General features: G+C 71.7%; 3 protein-coding genes. 1 reads left to right on the top strand and 2 read right to left on the bottom strand.

Going from position 1 to position 3180, the window contains the following annotated elements; genetic code table 11:
* Nucleotides 1–117: 117 nt before the first annotated feature.
* Together AB0B82_RS29760 and AB0B82_RS29755 are read right to left on the bottom strand one after the other, a co-directional pair.
* Nucleotides 118–432, bottom strand: a complete 315-nt coding sequence (locus tag AB0B82_RS29760; RefSeq protein WP_360175819.1) for a Fe-S cluster assembly protein HesB — start codon at nt 430–432, stop codon at nt 118–120.
* Nucleotides 433–804: 372 nt separating this feature from the next.
* The gene (locus tag AB0B82_RS29755) at nt 805–1803 is read right to left on the bottom strand and encodes a hypothetical protein (protein ID WP_360175816.1); all 999 of its coding nucleotides are present in this window, start codon (nt 1801–1803) and stop codon (nt 805–807) included.
* A gap of 187 nt (nt 1804–1990) precedes the next feature.
* On the opposite strand from AB0B82_RS29755, the gene AB0B82_RS29750 reads away from it, so the two are divergent.
* Nucleotides 1991–2872, top strand: a complete 882-nt coding sequence (locus AB0B82_RS29750) for a GNAT family N-acetyltransferase (RefSeq protein ID WP_360175813.1) — start codon at nt 1991–1993, stop codon at nt 2870–2872.
* The last annotated feature ends 308 nt before the right edge of the window (nt 2873–3180 follow it).

Below are 3180 nucleotides of genomic sequence, written 5' to 3'. Positions count from 1 at the left end.
CTCACCCGTGGGTGGCCCAACCACACCCGCGCCCGCCCCTCGAAGGGACCGGCCGCTACGTGGTGAGCACGCCGGTCGAGGCTCATGGTTCTCGGCCGGCGTGCGGATCCGGAAGTCTTAAGGCGTCGGCGCCTGGCCGTTCGCCGGGCCCGGCTGCGGGACCAGCAGGAACTCGACACCGCCCTTGTCGTCGACTGCCGCGTCCAGGATCTTGTCGTCCAGTGCGTTCGCCGCGTTCTGCTCCAGGAAGACCCGCGCGCCCGCCTCTTCGACCACCTGGTCGCCCGGCTGCGGAGCCTCCGTCGTCGTCACCGCGAGTGCCGGATCCGCCGGGTTGTCCTGCGAGATCCGCACCCCGGCCCCCTCCGGCGCGCCCTCGACCCCGGTGATGCTCTTGATCACCAGCGTCGCGTTCTCAGTCAGGGTCAGCACAGCCCACTCCATCCGTCGATTGTCACTAGCCCTCGCCCCGTGCCCGGTCCCCCGAAATCGCAAACAAGCCCCCCGCCCCACCGTGCGCCACCTCACACCTGCTCGCCCCCGTCCACCACGCGCACCGCCCGACCGACCACACCCAGTGCCGTCAAGACGACTTTGTGCACCAGATCCGTACTTCCGCGGCCGAAAAGTACGGATCTGGTGCACAAAGTGCCGCTACTGCGTGGACCATCGGCCGCGACGGGCGAGGGGCGAGGGGCGAGGGGCGAGGGGCGAGGGGCGACGGGCGGCGTTCGCCGGGCGGCGGTGGGCGCGGGGCGCGGCGGGTCGCGGTCGGTCGCGGTGGGCGGGGCGCGGTGGTGGTGGCTAGGCGGCGCGGGCGGTGGGGGTGGCGGGGCGCCAGGTGGGGGCGGGGCCGGTCCTGCGGGCGCCGCGGGTGAAGGCGGTCTCGAACCGGCGGACCAGGTCCGCAGGGTGGTGGACGGCATCTTCCCAGCCGAAATGGACGACCTCGACGCCGAGGTCAGCGAGTCGCTGGTCGCGTTCATGGGCGCGGCGGAGCAGGCGGCGGCGTTCGGCCGGGGTCGCGGCCTCGTACTTCTCCAGTCCGTCGGCCTCTCCGACGGTACGGAACTCGGGCCACCAGAGGTCGACGCGGATCGTCAGCCACCGGTACCCGTCCCAGAACTCCACTTGGAGGACCGGAGCCGGCAGCCCGCCGAAAAGGAGCACCATCCGCGAGTACGACTCCAGTGCGGACTCGGCGCCTGGATCGCCCAGCGCGACAGCAGCCCGCGCGTTCTGTACGCCGGGCCAGCGCGACTGGCGATCGAGAACCGCTTCGAGTTCCGCGCGCGACACCGAGCTCGCGAGCGCGTGGTCGACGGTCACGACGGCCTCACGCAGGGGCAGTTCTCGGGCGAGGTCGATCGTCGTACGAGCGTCTGAGGTGAGCCAGAGTCCGCGGTGCAGGCGCAGATCCGTGGCGCTCAGGCCGGCGCGGCGCAGTACGACATCGGTGCGCTTGAGGTTGCGGCGGCGGCCGGGTTCGCACGTGAGCCAGACCTTGTGCGGTGCGGTACGTCGGCCCGCGTCCGTCCAGGTTCTGAGACCGGTGAGCTCGGCGGCTGTGAAGTGGCTGATGACCGATCGCGGATGCGCCGCCTGCGCCGCCGCGGCGCGGGCGAGGTGTTGATCGGAGTCGCCGCGGACGTACCGCCCGTACGCGCGTTGCAGCGCACCACGGCGCAGCAGCCGCTCCACGTCGTACTTCTGCAGGCCGAGCGCCAGCAGATCCGCATGGCGTAGTGGGCTCGTCAGCCCGCGCGCCAGCCGCTCCCGTACGTCGTCCCCGAGCCGCTTCACCCACCCCATCCTCCCGGAAACGGCAGCCACCCGTCGGAGCCCCTGTGGAAAACCCACTTTGTGCACGAGATCCGTACTTTCGCGGCCGAAAAACACGGATCCCATGCACAAAGTGCCCCGGGGCGGTCGGGCGGTGGGCGCGGTGGGTCGGTTTGGCTGGGGTGGGGTGGTGGTGTGTGATCGGGGGATGGCGATCGAGTTGAGTACGCCCGGGATCGGGGAGCTGGGGGATGTGGTGGCGATGTTGCGGGAGTGGACGCGGGAGGACGTCCCGCTGCAGCTGCATCCGGGGGATCTCGGGTGGTACTGGCGGTTCGGGGAGGATCGGACGGCGGCGGCGACGCGGGTGTGGCGGCGGGGTGGGCAGATCGTCGCGATCGGGATGCTGGACGAGCCGGACTGGTTGCGGATGTCGATCGCGCCCGAGGTGCAGCGGGACGAGGAGTTGGCGCACCGGATCGTCGACGACGTGTCCGCGCCGGCGAACGGCGTGCTGATCGACGGCAAGGTGTACGTCGACACGCCGATGGGTGCGCTCGTCCAGGAGCTGCTGTTCAAGCAGGGCTGGAACGCCGACGCGCCCTGGGTACCGGTGCGCCGCGACCTGACCGAGCCCGTGCCGGATCCGGGCGCCAGGGTGGACGTGGTCGGCCCGGAGGAGGCGCACGAGCGCGTGTCGGTCCAGCGCGCCTCGTTCGACGGGTCGACGTTCACCAACGAGCGCTGGTTCGCGATGTCCGACGGCCTGCCGTACGCCGACGCGCGCTGCCTCGTGCTCCGCAACAAGCTCGGCGAATCGGTGGCTGCCGCGACCGTCTGGTCCGCGGGCGCCGGCCGGCCCGGCTACATCGAGCCGATGGGCGTGCATCGCCTGCACCGCGGCCGCGGATACGGCACCGCGATGGTGCTCGCGTGCGCGCAGCACCTGCAGGAGCTGGGTTCCTCGAGCGTCTACACGGTCACGCCGGCCAGCAACGTCGGCGCGGTCGCGACGTACACGGCCGCCGGTCTCGAGCCGATGGCCGAGATCCGCGCCCAGTACCGCGACGCCGCGCCGACAGCCGGATAACCGGCTCTTGTGACCGATCCGTGGGTGGGGCTGGATGACCGAGTCGGCGCCCGCGCTGACCTCGCCCGACCTCGCCCGACCGCGCTGGACCGCGCCCGACCGCGCTGGACTGGACCACGCTGGACCTCGCCCGACCGGGCTGGATCTCGCCCGACCGCGCTGGACTGGACCGCGCTGGACCACGCTGGATCGCGCTGGACGCCGCGCGCGTTCCCACACGGTGGGTTCACCCACGGTGTTGTGGGTTCCTGACCCGTGTGAAGGGTACGGAACCCACAACACGATGGGTGAACCCACCTTGCGGCGGA

Source organism: Kribbella sp. NPDC048915 (assembly GCF_040649595.1).
Lineage (GTDB): Bacteria > Actinomycetota > Actinomycetes > Propionibacteriales > Kribbellaceae > Kribbella.
Note: the sequence above shows the minus strand (reverse complement) of the source record. Positions and strands in the feature narration are given on the sequence as shown.